General features: G+C 41.7%; 20 protein-coding genes. 11 read left to right on the forward strand and 9 right to left on the reverse strand.

Going from position 1 to position 18,848, the window contains the following annotated elements; all coding sequences use genetic code 11:
• Positions 1 to 31: 31 nt before the first annotated feature.
• Positions 32 to 415: a thiol-disulfide oxidoreductase DCC family protein gene (locus PE36_RS09825; protein WP_006031855.1), complete on the reverse strand. Its 384-nt coding sequence runs from the start codon at positions 413 to 415 to the stop codon at positions 32 to 34.
• Positions 416 to 461: 46 nt separating this feature from the next.
• Positions 462 to 2,069, reverse strand: a complete 1,608-nt coding sequence (locus PE36_RS09830; RefSeq protein ID WP_006031856.1) for a cation:proton antiporter — start codon at positions 2,067 to 2,069, stop codon at positions 462 to 464.
• Positions 2,070 to 2,381: 312 nt separating this feature from the next.
• Here PE36_RS09830 and PE36_RS09835 point away from each other — a divergent pair, with 312 nt between their 5' ends.
• The 4 genes from PE36_RS09835 to arsJ all read left to right on the forward strand — a co-directional run bounded on the left by PE36_RS09835 (position 2,382) and on the right by arsJ (position 6,064).
• On the forward strand, positions 2,382 to 2,729 hold the full coding sequence (locus PE36_RS09835; protein ID WP_006031857.1) for a metalloregulator ArsR/SmtB family transcription factor: 348 nt from the start codon (positions 2,382 to 2,384) through the stop codon (positions 2,727 to 2,729).
• 8 nt (positions 2,730 to 2,737) lie between these two features.
• Positions 2,738 to 3,766 carry an ACR3 family arsenite efflux transporter gene (gene arsB, locus PE36_RS09840; protein WP_006031858.1) on the forward strand — a complete coding sequence of 343 codons (1,029 nt, stop codon included), beginning with the start codon at positions 2,738 to 2,740 and terminating at the stop codon, positions 3,764 to 3,766.
• Between the two features lie 88 nt (positions 3,767 to 3,854).
• Positions 3,855 to 4,862, forward strand: coding sequence for an ArsJ-associated glyceraldehyde-3-phosphate dehydrogenase (locus PE36_RS09845; protein ID WP_006031859.1), 1,008 nt, complete (start codon positions 3,855 to 3,857; stop codon positions 4,860 to 4,862).
• Positions 4,859 to 6,064, forward strand: coding sequence for an organoarsenical effux MFS transporter ArsJ (gene arsJ, locus PE36_RS09850; protein ID WP_006031860.1), 1,206 nt, complete (start codon positions 4,859 to 4,861; stop codon positions 6,062 to 6,064). The genes PE36_RS09845 and arsJ overlap by 4 nt, the downstream gene beginning before the upstream one ends.
• A 54-nt stretch (positions 6,065 to 6,118) precedes the next feature.
• Here arsJ and PE36_RS09855 read toward each other — a convergent pair whose 3' ends face one another.
• From PE36_RS09855 to PE36_RS09870, 4 genes are all read right to left on the reverse strand, one after another.
• Positions 6,119 to 7,750 carry a methyl-accepting chemotaxis protein gene (locus PE36_RS09855; protein ID WP_006031861.1) on the reverse strand — a complete coding sequence of 544 codons (1,632 nt, stop codon included), beginning with the start codon at positions 7,748 to 7,750 and terminating at the stop codon, positions 6,119 to 6,121.
• Positions 7,751 to 7,978: 228 nt separating this feature from the next.
• Positions 7,979 to 8,554, reverse strand: coding sequence for an NnrU family protein (locus PE36_RS09860; RefSeq protein WP_006031862.1), 576 nt, complete (start codon positions 8,552 to 8,554; stop codon positions 7,979 to 7,981).
• 110 nt (positions 8,555 to 8,664) lie between these two features.
• Entirely contained in the window at positions 8,665 to 9,609 is a 945-nt protein-coding gene (locus PE36_RS09865) for an alpha/beta fold hydrolase (protein WP_006031863.1), read from the reverse strand.
• Entirely contained in the window at positions 9,606 to 10,082 is a 477-nt protein-coding gene (locus PE36_RS09870; protein ID WP_006031864.1) for an ASCH domain-containing protein, read from the reverse strand. Before PE36_RS09870 ends, PE36_RS09865 begins: the two co-directional genes overlap by 4 nt.
• A gap of 336 nt (positions 10,083 to 10,418) precedes the next feature.
• Here PE36_RS09870 and PE36_RS23740 point away from each other — a divergent pair, with 336 nt between their 5' ends.
• Together PE36_RS23740 and PE36_RS09880 are read left to right on the forward strand one after the other, a co-directional pair.
• The gene (locus PE36_RS23740) at positions 10,419 to 10,847 is read left to right on the forward strand and encodes a cupin domain-containing protein (RefSeq protein ID WP_052298077.1); all 429 of its coding nucleotides are present in this window, start codon (positions 10,419 to 10,421) and stop codon (positions 10,845 to 10,847) included.
• A gap of 86 nt (positions 10,848 to 10,933) precedes the next feature.
• On the forward strand, positions 10,934 to 12,259 hold the full coding sequence (locus PE36_RS09880) for an EstA family serine hydrolase (RefSeq protein WP_006031866.1): 1,326 nt from the start codon (positions 10,934 to 10,936) through the stop codon (positions 12,257 to 12,259).
• Between the two features lie 22 nt (positions 12,260 to 12,281).
• Here PE36_RS09880 and PE36_RS09885 read toward each other — a convergent pair whose 3' ends face one another.
• A complete protein-coding gene (locus tag PE36_RS09885; protein WP_006031867.1) occupies positions 12,282 to 13,256 on the reverse strand; it encodes a YheT family hydrolase in 975 nt (324 codons plus the stop codon).
• A 225-nt stretch (positions 13,257 to 13,481) separates the two neighbouring features.
• On the opposite strand from PE36_RS09885, the gene PE36_RS09890 reads away from it, so the two are divergent.
• The 5 genes from PE36_RS09890 (at position 13,482) to PE36_RS09910 (ending at position 18,079) form a co-directional block, all read left to right on the forward strand.
• Positions 13,482 to 14,627, forward strand: a complete 1,146-nt coding sequence (locus PE36_RS09890) for an ABC transporter substrate-binding protein (RefSeq protein WP_006031868.1) — start codon at positions 13,482 to 13,484, stop codon at positions 14,625 to 14,627.
• Complete coding sequence (locus PE36_RS09895) at positions 14,628 to 16,379, forward strand: ABC transporter permease (protein ID WP_006031869.1); 1,752 nt, start codon at positions 14,628 to 14,630, stop codon at positions 16,377 to 16,379.
• Positions 16,345 to 16,998 (forward strand): ATP-binding cassette domain-containing protein, encoded by a 654-nt coding sequence (locus tag PE36_RS09900; RefSeq protein ID WP_006031870.1) that lies wholly within the window; start codon positions 16,345 to 16,347, stop codon positions 16,996 to 16,998. Before PE36_RS09895 ends, PE36_RS09900 begins: the two co-directional genes overlap by 35 nt.
• Entirely contained in the window at positions 16,991 to 17,596 is a 606-nt protein-coding gene (locus PE36_RS09905; RefSeq protein WP_006031871.1) for a CDP-alcohol phosphatidyltransferase family protein, read from the forward strand. The genes PE36_RS09900 and PE36_RS09905 overlap by 8 nt, the downstream gene beginning before the upstream one ends.
• 162 nt (positions 17,597 to 17,758) lie before the next feature.
• A complete protein-coding gene (locus PE36_RS09910; protein WP_006031872.1) occupies positions 17,759 to 18,079 on the forward strand; it encodes a cytochrome c in 321 nt (106 codons plus the stop codon).
• A gap of 58 nt (positions 18,080 to 18,137) precedes the next feature.
• Here PE36_RS09910 and PE36_RS24565 read toward each other — a convergent pair whose 3' ends face one another.
• Positions 18,138 to 18,314, reverse strand: a complete 177-nt coding sequence (locus tag PE36_RS24565; protein WP_006031873.1) for a hypothetical protein — start codon at positions 18,312 to 18,314, stop codon at positions 18,138 to 18,140.
• A 78-nt stretch (positions 18,315 to 18,392) separates the two neighbouring features.
• Positions 18,393 to 18,827, reverse strand: coding sequence for a bifunctional diaminohydroxyphosphoribosylaminopyrimidine deaminase/5-amino-6-(5-phosphoribosylamino)uracil reductase RibD (locus PE36_RS09915; protein WP_006031874.1), 435 nt, complete (start codon positions 18,825 to 18,827; stop codon positions 18,393 to 18,395).
• Between the last annotated feature and the right edge of the window lie 21 nt (positions 18,828 to 18,848).

Genomic DNA, 18,848 nt, shown 5'->3' on the forward strand with positions numbered 1-18,848 from the left:
CTCGTTACCTTCGTATTTAGAATAAATCAAGTTAGTGCGGCCAACGACCAGTGCGTTTAAGCCTTCTTGTCACCAAGTAATGATAATAGCGAGCCAGCATAGGTTTGAGCAGTGGCAGGCCGATGAGGTAAGCCAAAGGTCGCAATAACGACACCCGCAGCATCAGCTCAATATAAGCATCAAGTTCAGAAAGGATGCGGCCGTCACTGGTTTTAACATGCAGTTCGGTTAAGGCTTTTATCGGATCAATACCCAGCGCGAGCAATACCTGCTCTTGGCCAGTAATATCAAACCAATATACCTGCTTCGCTTTACTACCTGCCAATTTCAGATAATTATCACGGTCTTTCACACAACGCGGGCAGGCGCCATCAAAATAAACCGTAAGTTGAATACCATTATCACCCACACTCATCACCCATTCGCTACAGTCCTCTCATTAATCATAGCCTGTTATATGCTTACTTAGTCTGCGTGTCAGTAACCCGTAGCTGTAATTCAGTCCAAACATGGTGAGCGAAACCAGCGCCCGCTTCTTGATACATGTTATAAACAGGATTCACGCCAAGTGCTCTCAGCTCCTCTTCATCACTCTTAAAATGTGCCAGTGCAGCGACTTGGAAACTACAACGATCCATTTTATGTAACTGCTCTGCGGCATAATGATTACCATGATGATCAGGCATCGCTAATAACACCAATTTAATGTTATCTGTCATTTCCAGTTTATTCCAAAAATCAGTATCAAGCGCATCGGCAGTGATCACGCGTCGACCGAGTGCACAATGATCTAAGGTCTTTTGGTTATTATAATCAAGGCCTAATACCTTATCACCATATTGCGTTTTCAATTCATCATACGCACCAGCACCAATTCGACCCATACCCATCACTAATATTTCGGCATCGCCAAGCGACACAGGACGATCATCAATGTGTAAATCTAATGCTTGGAAACGCGCTAATTTACCGGTAAAGCGGCTATAGATATCATCAGCATACTTATTAAGTAACGAGGCAATAACAAAACTGATCGATACCGCCAATGCAGTAATAATTAACCAGTCCTGCGATAACCAGCCTTTATAAGTCGCTAACGCCGCCACAATCAAACCAAACTCACTGTAGTTTGCCAACGAAAACGCCACAAATAGTGACGTACGCGCACGTAATTTAAATTTAGCCAGCGTAAAGAAATACAAGGCAATTTTACCAAACAATAAGACCGCTAAAATACCGGCAACAAACAAGTGATCAACCGTCGGCAGTCCACCTAAGCCAATGCTGAGGAAGAAACAAACAAGCAGCATCTCTTTCATGTTAAACAAAGATTTTGCCATCTGTTTGGCACTGGCGTGACCCGCTAATAACATACCCGCAATCAAGGCACCAAGGTCGGCTTTCATGCCTACTGATTCAAACAGCCCTGCGCCAAGCACAAGTGAAAGGAAAATACCGTACAGAACCAACAGTTCGCCGTGACCGACTCGGTCTAACAATTTAAACAGCAATGGTCTAATTAATGGTAATGCCAGTAGTAGAACAGCAAATAATGACGGGATTTTACCCACTGATACCGTTAAAAATACCACGGCAAAGATATCTTGCATGATCAGAATACCAATCGCGACACGGCCATATAACGAGTTTGTTTCACTTTTTTCTTCTAGGATTTTCACTGCAAATACCGTACTAGAGAAACTCAACGCAAAGGCAACAAGCACCAGCGAGAAGGTATCTAGGTTAGTAAAGAAAGTTAAGCCAACCTGCTTTAAAATAAATAACACCACTGCATAAAAAGCAATACTGGCAAAGATATGCACACTTGCCCCACCCCATACTTCAGCCTTAAACAAGGTACGTATATCTAACTTTAAACCAATCGAGAAAAGTAACAGGGTTACACCGAGATCCGCAAATGTCTGTAGTCCTTCAGTCGCTTCAAAACCATAAAAATTAAGCGCAAAGCCCGCCAATAGGAAACCAACCATAGGTGGTAACCCGGTCAGATTAACAAGCATGCCAAAACTGAATGCAGTGGCAATAAAAAGTATAAGAGTCGTATCCATTAGCAATGGCCTATATGAAGTGAGCGAGCTACTGAGAAAATCCAAATAAAGTATTTATCATGAACAAAACAATAGTAGTTATTGTTGCTGATTTAAAATATTAACCATTAAATTAGTTTGCTAATTTTAAGATAATTTATGGCATAGAACAATCTCTTTATACTACTAAGGTATTAATTTTATATTACATATAACTAATATCCATACCTAAGCCGTAAATAAACATAACAAAAATCATATATAACAATTGACACATATAACGAGTTGTACATATACTTGGTACATAACAAAAATCATATATAGTGAGACAATATGGAACCGACACAACTTTTTAAAATACTCTCTGACGAAACCCGCCTCAGAATTTTAATGTTAATTGATATTGAAAAAGAGCTTTGCGTATGTGAATTAATCACCGCTATAACAGCAAGTCAGCCAAGCATTTCCCGTAATTTATCTCAACTCCGTAAATCTGGTTTATTAGTTGATAGGAAGTATAAACAATGGGTCTTTTATGCCATTAACCCTGAATTAGCCGAATGGAAAAAATCAATTATAGCGCTTAGCGCACAGCAAAATGACAACTTAATCAATGCAGACATACAACGATTAAACGACATGGGTAAACGCCCTGAAAGAACACAGCAACACTGCGGGTAGGAACGAACATGGGTATATTCGAACGGTATTTATCAGTCTGGGTAGCACTGGCTATCACCACAGGTGTCATTTTAGGCGCTTGGCGACCTGACGTTTTTCAGTTAATTGCAGATTTAGAAATTGCACATGTTAACTTAGTCGTCGCCGTCTTTATCTGGATAATGATTTATCCAATGATGGTGCAAATCGATTTTTCAGCCATTAAAGATGTCGGCAAAAATCCAAAAGGATTATTCCTCACCGTATTCATTAATTGGATCATTAAGCCTTTTACTATGGCTATTTTTGCCTGGTTATTTTTTAAAGTATTTTTCGCTGACATGGTCGACCCCAGTTCTGCACAAGAATATATCGCCGGAATGATCTTACTTGGCGTCGCACCTTGTACTGCAATGGTATTTGTTTGGTCACAACTCACCAAAGGGGATGCAAATTATACCTTAGTGCAAGTGTCCGTGAACGATATTATTATGGTCTTTGCATTTGCCCCTATCGCTGCATTTTTACTGGAAGTCAGTGATATCAATGTACCTTGGGAAACCTTGCTGTTATCTGTTTTGCTCTATGTTGTCCTGCCATTGATTGCAGGTATCTTGACACGTAGAACATTAAATAAATCAACTAACAAAGAAGCAGTTCAGCATGCACTCGCGAAACTAAAGCCTTGGTCTATCTTAGGCCTACTCGCCACGGTTGCTTTATTGTTTGGTTTTCAGGCTAACACTTTGCTTAACGATCCTAAGACTATCGTACTCATCGCTATTCCGCTGGCATTACAGACATACATGATCTTTGCGATTACTTTTTTCGCCGCCAAACGCCTTAAACTACCGCACAATATCGCTGGTCCGGCTTGTTTAATTGGCACTTCAAATTTCTTTGAGCTCGCTGTCGCCGTTGCTATCTCGTTATTTGGTCTACATTCTGGTGCGGCACTTGCCACTGTGGTTGGTGTGCTTGTCGAAGTGCCTATCATGCTATCGCTCGTCGCCATTATTAATCGTAGCCAAGGTTCTTTTAACTATTCAAAGCCTTAGTGACTAAACTTACGTTAATAAAAAGAGTAATCTACGCAGTAATGAAATAAACACATAAATTGAAATAACCTGTATTTTGGAGAATGAAATGACTATTAAAATCGGTATCAATGGATTTGGCCGTATGGGTCGTCTAGCAATGCGTGCAGCCTTTAATTGGGATGATATTGAGATTGTACAAATTAATGATCCTGCAGGTAATGCAGAGACGCTCGCACATTTACTTAACTTTGACTCTATTCACGGCCGCTGGGAACACCAAGCTGAATTTCTTGGCGATCAAATGATCATCGCCGACCGTTTTATCCCTTGTACTCGCAATACAGCCATTTCCGATACCGACTGGTCTCAGTGTGACGTAGTACTGGAAGCATCTGGGAAAATGAAAACATCCGCGCTGCTGCAAGGTTATTTAGACCAAGGTGTTAAGCGTGTAGTTGTCACCGCCCCAGTCAAAGAAGAAGGTGTGTTAAACATTGTGATGGGGGTTAATGATGATCTTTACAACAAAGACCTGCACCCGATTGTGACAGCAGCTTCGTGCACTACAAACTGCTTAGCGCCTGTGGTTAAAGTATTAAACGAAAAAATAGGCATTAAACATGGTTCAATGACCACGATCCACAACATCACGAATACCCAAACAATTCTTGATGCACCGCATGCCGATTTACGTCGTGCCCGCGCTTGTGGAACGTCATTGATCCCAACAACGACAGGCTCTGCAACCGCAATTACCAATATCTTCCCAGAATTAACCGGTAAGTTAAACGGCCATGCTATCCGCGTACCATTAGCGAATGCATCGCTGACTGATTGTGTGTTTGAAGTAGAACGTGAAACAACAGCAGAAGAAGTGAACAGTTACTTTAAGCAAGCAGCAGAAAACGAACTTAAAGACATCCTTGGTTATGAAGAACGCCCATTAGTATCGGTTGATTATAAAACCGATCCGCGTTCAAGCATTATTGATGCCTTATCAACGATGGTTGTTAATGGTACCCAAGTGAAAATATATGCTTGGTATGACAATGAATGGGGTTATGCAAATCGCGCAGCTGAATTAGCACGTATGGTCGGTCGTTCAGACAAATGATAAAAGCGTTAGCGGGTATTTCCCCACAAATAAAACAATATCTGATCATTACCGGTAATTATTGGGCGTTCACCTTAACGGATGGCGCATTGCGCATGTTGGTTGTGCTGTATTTCCACCAGCTTGGTTACAGCCCGATTAATATCGCTATGTTGTTTGTGTTTTATGAAGTATTCGGTGTCATCACCAACTTAATTGGTGGTTGGCTAGGCGCACGGTGGGGGTTAAATAAAACCATGAACATTGGTCTGGGGATGCAAATTGTCGCCTTAATGATGTTAACCGTACCCGCTGATATGCTTACAGTTGTTTATGTGATGATCGCACAAGCATTATCCGGTATTGCCAAAGACCTGAATAAGATGAGCGCCAAAAGTGCCATTAAACTGTTGGTGCCAAAAGGCAGTGTTGGTAGTAATAACAAATTGTACCAATGGGTCGCGGTTTTAACGGGATCTAAGAATGCGTTAAAAGGCGTTGGCTTTTTCTTGGGTGGTGTACTGCTCACCACATTTGGCTTTAAAGGCGCAATTCAGCTCATGGCGGTAATGCTATTATTCGTCTGGATGTGGAGCTTGTTCAGTTTAAAAGCCGAACTCGGCAAAGCCAAAAACAAACCTAAGTTTACCGAAATTTTTTCTAAAAGTAGCTCGATAAACTTACTTTCTGCAGCGCGGTTGTTTTTATTTGGTGCCCGAGATGTGTGGTTTGTGGTTGCCCTGCCAGTGTTCTTAGCAACAACTTTTAATTGGGACCATTGGTGGGTTGGCGGCTTTATGGCGAGTTGGGTTATCGGGTATGGCATGGTGCAATCAATCGCCCCTCGTTTCACAGGTCAAACCCCCTCCCCACGTTCAGCGGCTCTCTGGGCAGGCTATCTTGCTGTTATTCCGGTATTGATCGCCATTGCACTGCATTATCAATTCTATGTGCAATTCTCGATTATCGTCGGCTTATTAATCTTTGGTGGCTTGTTTGCCATCAACTCATCACTGCACAGTTACTTAATTGTGAGTTTCGCCAGCAGTGACGGCGTCTCCATGGATGTTGGCTTTTACTATATGGCTAACGCAATGGGACGGCTGATAGGTACGGTATTATCGGGCTGGATATTTCAAGTTTATGGCTTGGAAATGTGCTTGTGGATCTCCGCGTTATTTATATTCATTTCAGCGCTGATTGCATTAAAACTAAAAAATTGAGAATACTTGCCAATTAGTTTTGGCAAGTAGGTTTGGCAAGTATTCCCTATTGAATTAAGCTAACTTGAACTGACCGATTGATTTTTGTAAATTACTCGCCATTTCACTCAACCCAACACAAGCTTGCGCGGTTTGGTCTGCCCCAGACGCGACTTCCAACGCCGATAAATTAATACTCTCAATATTACGATTCAACTCTTCTGCGGTACTATTTTGTTCATGACAAGCATCCGCAATTTGTCTATTCATGTCTGCAATTTCAGTCATGTTATCTATGATCAGGTTGAGATCTGTACCCGTTTCTTGAGAGCGGTCTACACAATTCCCAATCAAATCACAGCTTTCGTTAGTGACAACGACAGCGGCTTTGGAACGCGCTTGTAATTGATTAATGATCCCCAAGATCTCTCCGGTTGAATCCTTAGTTCGTCCAGCAAGAGTACGTACTTCATCTGCAACAACGGCAAAGCCACGTCCTTGTTCACCCGCTCTAGCGGCTTCAATTGCCGCATTTAACGCCAGTAAATTAGTTTGCTCAGAAATACTATTGATTACTTCCACCACCATATTAATACTGCGTGAATCATCTTCTAATTTGGATACCATTTCTCCCGCTTTCGCCATCACTAAAGATGCATTCGAGATCTCAGTAATATTTTGCTGCATGACATCAGAGCTCCGAGATGAACGTTCTGTAACAGTATGTGCAGACACGGAAGCATCCTCTGTACGCTTAGACATTTCAGAGACGGTTATTTGCATCTGATTGATGGCTGTTGCTACTGCATGAATATCATTTTGTTGGGATGCCATGTTTTTCGCAGACTGCTCAGACACAGTACTTACTTCTTCAATCGAACTAGCTAACTGCGAAGTTGCACTCGATATATCAACAATCAATGTACTCAAATTGGTTTGCATTACAGTGCAAGCATGCGCTAATTTTCCTACTTCGTCATCACCAATATCGTCAATACTCAAATGGTAAGTCAGGTCACCTTCAGCTATATGCGTCGCTAGAGTAAGGGTTTTATTTAACGGCCGACAAATCTGCCTCGCCAACAATATCGTTGCAAGAATAGAGGCAATGATCATCGCAAGCGTGCCGAACATCATTTCCTTATAAACAGAATCGACAACGTCGTTACTTTGTTTCCGGTCACGCTCTATATTGGCTAATTTTAACGCCAATAATTCATCCATTGACTGAGTTATATTTTGAAAATCTAGATAACTGTCATAAGCAATACGATTGGCATTAATAACATCACCGGCTTTAATCGCAGTGATGAATGTCATAATAGGCGGTTTATATCCAAGCCAGGCTTGTGTCACTGAATTAAGCAATTGCAGACCTTGCTCATCTGCCAACTGGGCTTTGTAAGCAGTTAAACGTGTATCAATCTGCGCAGTAAGTTGAGAAAAATTTTCCAACCAAGTATTAATCAAAGGATCATCAATGTTAGCGATGAATACAAATTGCTCTTTACGTATAGTAATAAAATCGGCACGTAAATTATTCACTAGCACTAAATGAGGTATAGACGTCTCGGTTATATCTTCGAGACTGCCTTGGATCTTATTCATCCCACGACTAAGGGAAAAACTCACCACTAACGCGATTAGGGAAATAGTGGCAAACATCAAGCCAATTTTGACTCGAATAGAAAAATTTTTAAACTGCATTTTATAGCCTTATAATCCATTACTGATTTATTACACAACGGATTATAGTCATTAGCCATACGCGAAACAGCCGTTAATACCATCATTACTAAATCCAGCGAAATTGTTAACTGAATGTATATGCCTTGTTGCTCCAATGCAAGTTATAATACAATATTGAGAAGTATTGTATTATATAACACTCATTACTGGGTACAATTTTACTTTAATTAATCATATGGCTATCAATTAATTCATCACAAACGGCGCTATACCGATTAATCGTTGATGTAAATACATAGCAAAAACACCGTAAAAACCAAGTCCCAATACCACAATAATCACATCATTCATAAGGGCTCGAGGTAAATGATGTACCTGTCGTGAAGTGCGCTTTTTCATTGAAATTCTATCCACTACTGCCCAAACTAAAAACGCCCCAAATAAGATCACATCAGCCAACATGCCATTGACTAATAGATGACTTACCGCCCACAGTTTCACGGCTATTAATTGGGGGTGTTTGGTCATCGCACGGATCTTCCCGGGGAAATAAGGCGCAATAAACAAAATGAAAACCGGCAACATTAATAATGCACTCACATGCCCTAACCAAGACGGTGTTACATATAACAACGTCGGTGCCAGTTTGGCTTGTCCGTAACCTTGCACGATCAGAAAAAAGCCTATTAATGCAATAATGCTATAACCCGCTTTCCAAGCCAGATGATTTTTTTCGATTTGTCGATTACGGAAATCCAGGGCAAAAATTGAAATAGAATGCATCCCCAAAAACAACAACAGACCAATAATGAGTAGTACCATATTCTAGACTCCTTAAAAGATTGGATGTGCAAAATTAAGTGAGTAAGTGTTTAAGTGCATAACTTAGTATTATAGACAAGAATATGGTTACGTTAATGTCGCTAATACTGCTAACGTGACCGAACAAGCCAAGGGCCAATGTATTTAGCGCCGGATAAGATAATCGAAAAATGATTTTCATCCTGTAACATTTTTATTTCGTTACGATCTTTACCTGCATGCTCTTGCGCAAACGCGGTTACTTTTACGGCATCAAAAGCTTCATCTTGAGCCCCTATCCATAAACCAAATTGGCCGATATCAGCTAACTGTGAATCAGGTGAACTCGGCGTTAATGCATTAGCCATATTGACCGTATTAAACGTCACTATCTCTGGGTTATTTTTCAATACTTGCTCAGGAAAATGAAATATCACGGCCTTATCGTGTCCCGCGAGTAATCCAAAAGACACCGTGTTAAGTATGAATTTAACCGTCTTCACGCTAGAGAATCCCACGCGTTCACTCTTATCGTCATCGTGATTAGTTTCTGATTTATAGCCAAAATAAGGCGCAAGAAACACATAACCGTCAATCTCGGCACGTTGCTGCCAGCTAGAATAGTTTAATGCCAGTCCGGCACCACTTGAATGGCCACCAACAAAAATAGGCTGTTGCGGATATCTGCGTCTTGCTTGTTGCACTATGGTATTTATATCCGCCCAGACCTGTTCTTTATTCGGCGCATCACCGCGGGCGCCTTCAGAGCTGCCATGACCACGGATATCAGGCATATACACCGCGATATTAAAATCATCGCGTAGACCCACACCAATATGATTATATGACAGTCCGCTATGTGCGCCGCCACCGTGTAAAAAGATCAACACGGCTTGCGCTTGCTGCGGAAAATAAGGACGATAAGCCAACAACAGGTCATCTGTTGCTTTGACATATTGGAGTGGAGATAACGGCTTTTTATCCGCTGCTTTTAACGCTGACAGCGAGAAGAAATCACTGGCGCTAGTCACCAGTGGTGACATGAATAAAAGAGTGAATATCAGTGTTTTTATCATACTACAGCCGCACCATGCACAACTTGAAAATGCTCTAATACCAGCACCATGTCTTCATTGGCTTCCATATCAATCTCATTACATTCACGCGCAAAGAAATCCCAATGTGCAGCGCGCCACCAATCAAGCGTTTGATCGCCCTCACCTTCAGCATAAGCAAATTCGGCCGTGACCTCCGAGTATTTACATTCACTCACCGCCGTTATCTCGACGATTGACGTTGGTTCACCGAGCCAGTCTGTCACGACAAGTAGATGACCTGTTTGTGGCATCGTTTCTTCGCCAGAATCATACCAATACTTCATACTGCAAGTGGCGGTTTTGATGCCCTTACTAATTAAATCTGCACACAGGTTGGCATTGATTTCATCCGCGCAGAAGTAGTCTGCACTAAATGAGGTATAACGTTTACGCTCCGGATCAGTTAATGTTGCTAAATACTCATCAAGATAATTTTGTGTTCTTTTTTCCATACTGACTCCGTTATATTTTAATAATTTCCTTTATTATCAAACACCTTTACTTGTTGTTTGTTTCAACATGATAATCAGCGCTATCTCATCGAGTATATTGTTCTTCATAACCGCAAACAAGGTGCTAGTTCAAAGTTATTCAAATTGTATTTACTGGTATAACTGACGCATTTATTTACTATTCACAGAAGATCTAAACTGAACATGGATTATTATCACTTTACTGCTAAGGTTTAGGTATTCTAAAACCATTATTTCAGCGTGGCAGTTTAGCCAGAAGTCCATGGATTGATCTCAGCTTATCTCTGCAAAAATCATTTATTGAGAGGTCGAATCATGAACATCAAAGCACGCCTATCCGATAATATCTTTATAACCAGCCTATTCGTAATCACAGTCTGTGTCTGCATGGTTAACCCCGTAAACGCGAAAGAGTATGTCTCAAAAGCACAAGTGAAAACACTCTATCAAGCACCAATACCAGGTTTGCAAGGCAAAGAGATGATCGTTAAACATCTTGCGCTGCCAGCCAAGTTTGAGGGCGGTAAACACATGCATCCGGGGCCTGTTTATGTGTATGTGCTGGAAGGTGAATTGACAGTTCAGTTGGAGGGTGGTGCAAAAACCTTTAAAGCCGGTAATTTATATGCCGAAGATATTAATACCGCCATGATAGCTAAAAATATCAGCACCTATAATTCGGTTAAACTGCTGGTATTTCAAATTGGCAGTATTGGTCAGCCGATGATGATTAAAGTGAAATAAACAATGATCTAATTGTTTATTCTAAAATATAACTCTATCGTCATTATCTATTCACCAATACTTATTCACAATACCTAGGCCGTCATATGATTATCGATTTTGGATTACAGAGTTTAGTTCGCGTAAATAGACACCTACGCATTGGCAAGACCATCCGAATACCAAAATCACTGGCGACAGTGACGAGCATCAAGCATACCGATGAAGTAGACCCAGTATCCGTCGGCATGACGGTAGAAGGGGTGGAAGCTATCTGGCGCTCCGTTGAAGAAATTTACCGGACAGGGACCCATCCAGCTATTTCATTGTGCTTTCGTCGTCAGGGAAAAATTATTTTAAACAGAGCCATTGGTCATGCAAGTGGTAATGGGCCAAGTGCAACAGATGATAAAATCCAAAAGCTAATGCAGCCAGAAACGCCAGTTTGTTACTTTTCGGGTTCCAAAGCCATCACCGCCTTTTTGATCCATTTATTAAATGAAGATAAGCTGATTGATTTACACGATCCAGTGAGTTTCTACCTGCCTGAATTTGGCCAACACGGTAAGCAACATATCAGTATCCATCAGGTTTTATCGCATCGCAGCGGCATGGAAAAGATGCCCGACGCACTTCATATTGACTCACTTGCAGATAATGATGAAATTTGGCAACACTTGTGTGCAATGAAGATCCCTGAAGCACAAACAAGTAAGCTTGCTTATCATGTGCTTACTGGTGGTTATATTTTAGAGCGTATAATCAACAAAGTCACTGATATGAGTATACAAGCGTTCCTCGATCTACGTGTTCGAAAACCAATGAAGATGAAATATTTTCGTTATGGATTACCACCAAAACAAGCCTGTGATTTAGCAGATAATTATGCAACCGGATTTAAGCCTGTATTTCCGATTTCGTACTTTATTAAGCGCGCCTTGGGTGCTTCGTTTGAACGTGTGGCAAAAGCAAGTAATACCGCAATATATCATAATGCCATCATTCCATCGGCTAACTTAATGGGGACAGCGGAAGAAATGGGACGTTTTTATCAAATGTTATTAAATGATGGTATTTGGGAGGGGAAACAAATCTGTCAGCCAATGACAGTGCGACGACTAACCCGAGAATATGGTTCGCTAGAATGTGACCGTACCCTGATGATCCCAATGCGCTACAGCGCTGGACTCATGTTAGGTGGCGAACCAGTAGGCCTGTGGGGCTCACACAGTGCTCAAGCCTTTGGTCATTTAGGTTTAATTAATAAACTGCTGTGGGCCGATCCAGAACGCGATATTTCAGTGTCGTTACTCAATACGGGTCTACCGCTGATCGCGAACAATATTCCCTCATTAATTAACTTTATGGCGAGTATTAATGCGCATTGCTCAAGAGAAAGTAATCCATGTTCTGAACAGCCGTTAGTCACATAAATACGGTTATTTATTTCGTTGGTTAGCTTGCTAGCTCGGCAATACGATCACTAGCCCAACTTTCAAACTTCCAATTTTTGATAAATGCACAATGTCCCCCCTTGGCTTGTAATTCGATGCTTAACCACCTTGATTGATGCAAGCTATTAAGGTGCTTCGCGGGGATCATCGGATCATCTTCGGAGGTAATGATCGTGGTTGGAATAGCCAGCTGACTTAACCCATTATCAATGACTGAGTAAGCTTCAAAATAGTCATCTCGGCTAGCAAAATCGGTAAAACCATCAACAAAAAATAAGTTCATGTCGTCGAGTGTTTTTAGTTTTTTCAATGCCCTGCCATACCCTAACTGCGGGTGATGACGCAATTTTTTGATTAACGAACGTTTCCACTTAGCGACAAAATATTGTTCATATAATGGAAAGCCAGAACTTAATTCAGCCATTGTGGTAGGCGGGTGTAATACCGGACAAATGGCGATAGCTTGGTGTAAGTTAATGTTCGCCGTCTTAGCGATGTTAGCCACGCGTAAACAAAAATTCCCACCGAGCGAATAGCCGCATAACAGATTATGTTTGCCACCAAACTCTACACACAGGTATTTAACTGCTTCTGCAACTTCTTCTAAACGAGCTGAATTAAAGAGTTCAGGGTTTAAATGGTGGGTATCGCCATGATCACGAAAGTTAAGCCGAAACACATCATAGCCAACATCAAGTAATTTTTGCCCACTGGATAATACATATAACGAATCAGCACACCCTTCCCAACCATGGAGAATAATGGCAAGTCCTTTAGCGGATGGCGTAGCCGAGTTATGTAGGGTTAGAAAACCTTCTAACGTCACCCCTTGCGGTGTAGTGATAATATGCTGCTTAGCTAGGCGAAGTAATTGGGTAGCGCGTCGCTTTTCCAAAAACGTTCGAGGGCCTGAGCTAGACAACATTGATTGAAGATGGTTATTACTCAACCCTAACGCCGGTTTAAATTTAGTCATGCTTTTTCTTTTCAATACTATTACCCAAAATGAAGCATTATATTACACCAAAATTAGCCATAGATAATTCTGTTCTTTTTAGAGCTATACCCAGTGACGGCTAAGATGACAATATACCCAAGCTACTTGGGTATATTAATATATGAATATAAATACAATCAGTTATAATTAAATTCATGTACATTACAGGTTGTAATGTGGGTTTATCTAAGAAAAGGATATTTCATGCGTAAATTATTCGTTGGTCTTGGCTTATTACTTGTCAGTACCTTCAGTCAAGCAGCTAAATTAGATTGGCAAGCCGTTGAAGAAAAAGCCAAAGGACAAACTGTCTATTTTTATGCATGGGGTGGTAGTCCAGAAATAAACAACTATTTACGCTGGACAGATAAACGTTTGAACACAGAATACGGCGTGCGTCTAAAACACGTTAAAGTCGGTGATATCGCCGAAGCAATTACCCGTTTAGCCGCAGAAAAAACCGCACAAAAGAACACTAATGGCAGTGTTGATATGGTCTGGGTCAACGGTGAAAACTTCAAATCAATGAAGCGCTATAACCTGATCACCGATTCATTCGCGACGCAATTACCAAACTGGCAATATGTTGATAAAACGTTACCCGTTGATAGCGACTTTTCTGAACCGACCTTAGGGCTAGAAGCTCCTTGGGGTGTCGGCCAACTGGTGTTTATTTACGATACTCAAACATTAACCAAGCCACCAGCAAGCTTTAACGAACTGCTTGCTTACGCAATTAAACATCCGAATAAACTGAGCTACCCGAAACCACCTTCATTTCATGGTACCAGTTTCCTAAAAGCCGCATTATTAGAATTAACGAACGATAATAGGCCATTATATAAAGCGGTAGACACCAAGACGTTTACTGCTATATCAGCACCGTTATGGGATTATCTCGACAAGTTTCATTCTGTAGCATGGCGCCAGGGTAAACAGTTCCCAGCCAGCGCTGCGGAAACAATTCAGTTGTTAGACGATGGTGAACTCGATATTGCGATATCATTTAACCCTAACGAAGCGACGACATCACAACAAAGTGGTAAGCTTAGCGAAACGACTGTTGCGTATGCGATGAAAGCAGGTGCGTTATCAAACATTCATTTTCTATCAATACCTTGGAATGCATCCGCAAAAGAAGGCGCATTAGTGGCGATTAACTTTCTGTTAAGCCCAGAAGCACAGTCGCGTAAAGGTGACTTAGCGATTTGGGGTGATCCGACGGTATTAGCACCGCAACACATCACTGGCTCCGCCAAAAAGACCAAGCTATTTAAATCGATTCCAGAACCACATCCAAGCTGGCAAACCGCGCTTGAAGCTGAATGGCAAAAACGCTACGGACACTAATTGAACGCTAAACTCTGCACATTGAACAAACAGTCAGTCGCCTCATTCACGTTTAACCTGATCGTGTTACTGACTGTTCTTATCAGCTTTTTACCGCTAGTACCAGGGCTGATGGGATTATTGCTCGCTGCGTTTGGTTATATACCAGCAATCGATCAGTACACCTTGTCTATTACCGGCTTTACGCAATTGTTTACTTGGCCAGGACTATCGCAATCAGTCGTACTGACGTTATTTATCAGTATCGCGAGTACCTTAATTGCCGCCTTATTTAGCTTTGCCATTTTACAATCATGCTGGCATAGCCGTTGGTGGAAACAACTCGAAACCTTATTAGCGCCGATCATGGCCCTCCCGCATGTTGCCTTCGCGGTTGGTTTTGCATTTTTATTTACCCCCAGTGGCTTTATCGCACGCATTCTGGGTGACCAAATTAACTGGCAACTGGTGCATGACCAATATGGACTTGGCCTTATTGCAGCGTTGACGCTCAAAGAGATCCCATTTTTACTGTTTATGAGTATACCGCTGCTCAAACAATTAAATATCAATACCACGCTTATCACCGCACGCAGCCTAGGTTATAACAATGCACAGGCGTGGCAAAAAATCATCCTGCCACAATGGTTGCCAAAGATCCGTTTCTCGTTATTTGCGGTGATGGCCTATAGCATTTCTGTCGTTGACGTTGCTCTCATCATAGGTCCAACTCGACCTCCGACGCTGGCAGTGCTAGTTTGGCAATGGTTGAATGATGCCGACCTTGCAACACTACCAAAAGCATCGGCTGGCGCCTTACTATTATTACTCATGTGTTTAGCCATCTTACTCAGCATACGTTTTACTGAATGGTTCATAACAATAAAATGTCGAACTTGGCTGTCAAGTGGCCGCTACTCGCTGCCAATTGGCGGTAAAAGTATCATTATCATTACTTACTTGATAACCCTGGCGACCTTACCTATTCTACTGATGTGGTCCTTTGCTCAACGCTGGCGATTTCCTGATATTGTGCCGTCGCGCTGGTCACTGCGATTTTGGCAACAAGAATGGGGTTATTTATTAGATATTATTGCTAATAGCATCATGATCGCGTTAGTTAGCGCCACGATCGCATTAGTTTTTGCGATAATAATCCATGAGCACAGCATTAAAGCAATCGCTAATAAACGCTTTTTAAAGGTACCACGCTTACTCATCGCAATTCCTATGCTGGCACCACAATTATCGCTATTGTTCGGCATCCAAGTTGCCACGTTATACATCGCCCATCAGTATTATTATTTATGGGTAACCTGGGCGCACATTTTCTTTGTTTTTCCCTACATATTTCTTGCGCTTGATGGCCCTTGGCGCAGTTATGATCAACGCTTAGATAAAGTTGCCTTGAGCTTAGGCTTGTCACCCTTCAAAGTGTGGTGGCAGATAAAACGGCCATTATTATTACCGGCGATCTGGATAGCCTGGGCTGTTGGAATCAGTGTTAGTCTGGCACAATATTTACCCACCTTAATGCTTGGCGCCGGGCGAATATCTACATTAACAACTGAAGCAGTTGCGCTATCGAGTGGTCAAGATCGCCGTATCAGTGCGATTTATGCGTTATTGCAATCTTTAACACCGTTTTTATTTTATATCATTGCCATTGTAGCCAGCCGTAAAAGTGGTTCGCTAGAGCAACAACGCCCCACATCAACCAGTAGGATATCGACACCTAATGTCTCTGTCAGTCAACAATCTAACCATCCTTGATAACAATAACCACCCCTTGTTCGCACCTGTTTCCTTTACGATTGAACCAGGTGAAGTATTAACATTAATGGGACCCAGTGGCTGTGGTAAGTCGAGCTTGTTAAGTGTGATTGCAGGACATACGTCCGCCGATTTCAGCTATCAGGGCGAGTGTTATTATCAACAACAATTATTAAATGACGTGCCTGCAGAAAAGCGCAATATCGGTATTTTATTTCAGGATGATTTATTGTTTCCTCACCTTAATATTTGGGAAAATCTCGCTATCGCCCTACCCAATAACGTTAAAAAAACACAGCGAAAAGAACAGGCATTAAAAACACTTACCGAGCTCAACTTAGTCGAACTGGCAGACAAGTCGCCAATGCAAATATCAGGGGGTCAACGAGCACGGATTAGTATGATGCGACTATTATTAGCTGAGCCTGCTGTTGTGTTACTCGATGAACCTTTTAATAAATTAGATAAATCATTGCGCAGTGAATTTAGAAATTGGGTGTTTACCCAAACAACCCGAAGACAACTTCCGGTGTTAATGGTGACGCACGACGCTGACGATGTCCCTAGCAACAGTAAATGCCTACACTGGCCATGGAATAAGGAAGCTCAAGATGCTTGATCGTTATACAATAAAAATGATTCACAGGCCTATCAATGCCACCGCAAAACTAGTACATAAGACGGGAATAAAAGCCGATCAGGTTACCCTACTTGGCTTTATGTTTGGGTTGATGTGTTTTCCAGCATTGGCACTACAAGAATATAACATCGCGTTGGGTTTCATACTTTTAAACCGAATTCTTGACGCGGTAGATGGCGCAGTTGCGAGGATCCAAGGGATAACCGACAGTGGTGGTTTTTTAGATATTACCTTGGATTTTTTGTTTTATTCACTGGTGCCATTTGGCTTTGTGGTCGCAAACCCGGATGCGAATGCTGTCGCAGGCGCATTTTTGATTTTCTCATTTATTGGTACTGGTTCAAGCTTTCTAGCCTTTGCCATCATGGCAAGTAAGCAAAATATTGAGAACCCTGTTTACCAACATAAATCGTTGTATTACATGGGCGGATTGACGGAAGGGACTGAGACCGTGCTTTGTTTTATTTTACTGTGTTTGTTCCCTGCTTACTTTGCCACCATTGCATACACTTACGCGGCATTATGTTGGATCACGACAACAACGAGAATTTGGGCCGGTTATCAAACTTTAAAGTAACAAAGCCAAAATATGCCGAAATACGGCAATTAACACTCTCATTAATAGACGCGGATCAAAGGTCATTCTGAATACTTTGATACACTTGCTTACAAACGGCACAACGTAAGCATGTTGCAGTGTTGAATAGCGTCCAGATCAGTTTAAAGAGTAAACTAGAAAATGAAATTCCCAGTATCCATTTTAGCCGCTTTACTTATTGTTGCCACTAATGCGACAGCAGATTCTATCAAAGGAAACCCCAAGTTAGGAAAGATAAAAGCACCAAGCTGCCAGTTCTGTCATGGCATTGATGGTATAGGCGTGAATGCTGATTATCCAAACCTAAACCATCAGCATGCAGAGTCTCTATTTGAGGCCATGAAAGCTTACCAAGACGGCGAGCGTAAAGGCAGCTTAGCTGACATAATGAAACAGCAATTATCTAAGTTTAATAATCAAGATTTAGCCGATATCGCGGCTTATTATGCAGGTATGAATTAATGTGAAAAACGCATTGCGAACCCATGTTAGTAACATGATAGCAATGCGCCTTGAGTGCTCATTTTTTAACTTCGTTACTTACATCTTTAGCGATATCACGAGAAGCGTGACCAATCGATTTAGTGACATCTCTGGTCGCATGGCCGATATCACGACCAACGCTTTTGAGTTCTGCACAAGCAGTTAACCCCAGCGTAAATGCTAATGCAGTGATTGTTGCAGCTAATTTTTTCATTAAGGTAAATCCATCTATCGATAAAATGCTCAATTAAGATGCCGAGTATATCCCGTTAGTTAGCATAATGTAAACTTGCTATACCAATAAGTAAGGCGTGATAAACGCACTCACATCGCGCTGACAAACCCCTACTTCGACATCAATACCTGCATTCCTCAATACAGAGAGGCCTTTACCACTGTTACGCGGATCAGGATCGACGGTTGCCACAACCACACGTTTTATATTAAGTCCAGCAAGTGTATGCGCGCAGGATGGCGTGCGACCTACAAACGAACAAGGCTCTAAAGTAACATAAGCCGTGATGTCATTTAGTGCCGCACCATAGTTAGCAATGGCTTGTGCTTCAGCGTGATGTTGACCGGGTGCTTGCGTATAACCTTCACTTACGATGATGTTATCTTTGACCAATACACAGCCAACAGGTGGATTAGGTCGACAATTTGGTAGGGCTAATTTAGAAAGCTCTAATGCACGAAGCATAAACTTTTCATCATTCAATAAATCCACAACTTACCCTTAATAACGTCC

Origin of the sequence: Moritella sp. PE36 (assembly GCF_000170855.1) — a bacterium.
In the GTDB taxonomy this organism is placed as follows: domain Bacteria; phylum Pseudomonadota; class Gammaproteobacteria; order Enterobacterales; family Moritellaceae; genus Moritella.

Coding starts and splice junctions, on each gene's coding strand:
- PE36_RS09825 (WP_006031855.1), bottom strand. CDS start 415: ATGAGTGTGGGTGATAATGGTATTCAACTTACGGTTTATTTTGATGGC.
- PE36_RS09830 (WP_006031856.1), bottom strand. CDS start 2,069: ATGGATACGACTCTTATACTTTTTATTGCCACTGCATTCAGTTTTGGC.
- PE36_RS09835 (WP_006031857.1), top strand. CDS start 2,382: ATGGAACCGACACAACTTTTTAAAATACTCTCTGACGAAACCCGCCTC.
- arsB (WP_006031858.1), top strand. CDS start 2,738: ATGGGTATATTCGAACGGTATTTATCAGTCTGGGTAGCACTGGCTATC.
- PE36_RS09845 (WP_006031859.1), top strand. CDS start 3,855: ATGACTATTAAAATCGGTATCAATGGATTTGGCCGTATGGGTCGTCTA.
- arsJ (WP_006031860.1), top strand. CDS start 4,859: ATGATAAAAGCGTTAGCGGGTATTTCCCCACAAATAAAACAATATCTG.
- PE36_RS09855 (WP_006031861.1), bottom strand. CDS start 7,750: ATGCAGTTTAAAAATTTTTCTATTCGAGTCAAAATTGGCTTGATGTTT.
- PE36_RS09860 (WP_006031862.1), bottom strand. CDS start 8,554: ATGGTACTACTCATTATTGGTCTGTTGTTGTTTTTGGGGATGCATTCT.
- PE36_RS09865 (WP_006031863.1), bottom strand. CDS start 9,609: ATGATAAAAACACTGATATTCACTCTTTTATTCATGTCACCACTGGTG.
- PE36_RS09870 (WP_006031864.1), bottom strand. CDS start 10,082: ATGGAAAAAAGAACACAAAATTATCTTGATGAGTATTTAGCAACATTA.
- PE36_RS23740 (WP_052298077.1), top strand. CDS start 10,419: ATGAACATCAAAGCACGCCTATCCGATAATATCTTTATAACCAGCCTA.
- PE36_RS09880 (WP_006031866.1), top strand. CDS start 10,934: ATGATTATCGATTTTGGATTACAGAGTTTAGTTCGCGTAAATAGACAC.
- PE36_RS09885 (WP_006031867.1), bottom strand. CDS start 13,256: ATGACTAAATTTAAACCGGCGTTAGGGTTGAGTAATAACCATCTTCAA.
- PE36_RS09890 (WP_006031868.1), top strand. CDS start 13,482: ATGCGTAAATTATTCGTTGGTCTTGGCTTATTACTTGTCAGTACCTTC.
- PE36_RS09900 (WP_006031870.1), top strand. CDS start 16,345: ATGTCTCTGTCAGTCAACAATCTAACCATCCTTGATAACAATAACCAC.
- PE36_RS09905 (WP_006031871.1), top strand. CDS start 16,991: ATGCTTGATCGTTATACAATAAAAATGATTCACAGGCCTATCAATGCC.
- PE36_RS09910 (WP_006031872.1), top strand. CDS start 17,759: ATGAAATTCCCAGTATCCATTTTAGCCGCTTTACTTATTGTTGCCACT.
- PE36_RS24565 (WP_006031873.1), bottom strand. CDS start 18,314: ATGAAAAAATTAGCTGCAACAATCACTGCATTAGCATTTACGCTGGGG.